The 1833-nt window shown below is 62.4% G+C and carries 1 protein-coding gene and 2 pseudogenes; 1 reads left to right on the plus strand and 2 read right to left on the minus strand.

What is annotated here, in order from left to right; all coding sequences use genetic code 11:
* Positions 1-419 (plus strand): annotated as a pseudogene (locus EOA85_RS34305) (hypothetical protein); the annotation flags it as partial.
* Between the two features lie 83 nt (positions 420-502).
* Here the strand turns inward: EOA85_RS34305 and EOA85_RS34310 are convergent.
* Positions 503-1531, minus strand: a complete 1029-nt coding sequence (locus tag EOA85_RS34310) for an esterase-like activity of phytase family protein (protein WP_127212638.1) — start codon at positions 1529-1531, stop codon at positions 503-505.
* Positions 1528-1833: pseudogene (locus tag EOA85_RS34315) on the minus strand (cobaltochelatase subunit CobT); the annotation flags it as partial. The pseudogene EOA85_RS34315 and the gene EOA85_RS34310, both read right to left, overlap by 4 nt.

Consider the following 1833-nt stretch of genomic DNA (forward strand, 5'->3'; position numbering starts at 1 on the left):
ATGCCGGCATTGTTGTCGCCGAGTTGGTACCCGCCGTCGTGGCGTGGGCGCGCGGCCCGATGGCCTCGGTGTTCGATGGCTGTCTCGACGATCCGCGCGTGACCGTTCGCGAGGCGGATGTCGGACGGCTCATCAAGTTGGACGTGGCAACCTATGACGCCATCCTGCTCGACGTCGACAATGGGCCGGAAGGGATTGTCCACGGGGCCAATGACGCTCTTTACAGTATAGCCGGGTTGAACAGAGCGAGAGCAGCGCTCAAGCCCGGCGGCGTGCTGGCGGTCTGGTCGCAGGGGCCCGACAGCGGCTTTGCCCGCAGACTCAAGCAGGCGGGCTTCTCGGTCGAGGAAGTTAGGGTCCGCGCCAATGGGAAGCGCGGCGCCCGCCACGTCATCTGGATCGCGACCAACGAGCAATAGGCCGAATTCTCTTTGCGAAGCTGCGAACATCGAAGAGCTCGAGACGGCAGCCTCGCCATCAGCCAATCGCCGGCCGCACGTTCTCAATCCTCGTGCAGCACAAATTCCAAATAGAGATTACGCTGTAGCATCGAGTGGTTGTCGTCCGAGATCAGCGACACCATCAGTGCGCCGTCGTCGCGGGTCCAGACGTCGAGCCCTTCCATATTGTCGATCTGGTAGGCCATGTCGGCTTCCATCAGCACCGGCCCGTCGGCAACGGCGCCCTTCTCGACGCTTTCGCCATAGATGCGCCTCAGCCGCATCTTGACCCCGCCAGCCATCGAAAAGCTGCGCTCCAAAAGCAAGAGGTCGCCGTCCGGCAGGAATGCGCCGTCGGTAATGTCGAAATTGCCGTTGCGCTTGACGGTGAAGACACCCTTGTGCGGCCCTCCGATAACAGCCGCATAGATGTTGCCGGCCGTGTCGAGGCTCTTCTCCGACACCACGACCAGCCCGCCTTGGTGCTGGCCGTTAGGATGGGCGTGGGTGACGGCCTCAAAGCCGCGATTCAGGCGAAGTTCCCAGGCTGGAATCAGGGAATCCAATTGCTTGAACGGCGGCTCCATATCGTGCGGGTCGATCTTGAACTGGGAAACACGGTGGTTGCGCTCGAAGCCGACCGTGGCAATGCCACCCTTGACCGCAAGGCCTTCGGCGTCGACCTTCCATTTCTTTTCGATCAGGCCCGCCTCGTCGACCATCTGCTGCATGCGGAAATTCCGCATGCCCGATGGGCGCTTGTCCGCATCATGGGTAACCGTGCCGAAGAACCAGAAACCGGTGTCGGCGACGCCGATGAAATCACTGCCGGGCTTGAGGAAGCGAAACGCCGACAAAGCGCCGAAATCGCGTGACGGCGAGGTCATTTCCAGCCCGCCGACGAATTCGAGCGGGCCGAACCGCTTTTCGTCACGGCCGATATGAAACCGGTCTATCAGCCGTGCCGAGATTTCGATCAGCTCGACCGAAACGCTGCCGGCGGCGATGCAAGGCGACAGGGCGATGCCGGCAACGAACAGCGCTGTGACGGCGAAAAGCGTCTGCCGAAAGCCGCCCCGCGAAAAAATCATCCGGCGCGCCGCATGCCGCCGCGTCGCGTGTTCCGCGTACTTTCCTCGCCGAACAGTGAGGCCAGTTGCTCGGTCATGGCGCCGGCCAGTTCCTCGGCATCGACGATGGTGACGGCGCGGCGATAGTAGCGGGTAACGTCGTGGCCGATGCCGATGGCCAAAAGCTCGACCGGCGAGCGCGTCTCGATCAGTTCGATCACCGCGCGCAGATGCCGTTCGAGATAGTTGCCCGGATTAACCGACAGCGTCGAATCGTCGACCGGCGCGCCGTCCGAGATCATCATCAGGATCTTGCGTTGCTC

Source organism: Mesorhizobium sp. M5C.F.Ca.IN.020.29.1.1 (assembly GCF_003997375.1).
Classification (GTDB): domain Bacteria; phylum Pseudomonadota; class Alphaproteobacteria; order Rhizobiales; family Rhizobiaceae; genus Mesorhizobium; species Mesorhizobium wenxiniae.

Bases quoted from the DNA above. Each gene is read 5' to 3' on its own strand.
- EOA85_RS34310 (WP_127212638.1), bottom strand. From the start codon at position 1,531: ATGATTTTTTCGCGGGGCGGCTTTCGGCAGACGCTTTTCGCCGTCACA.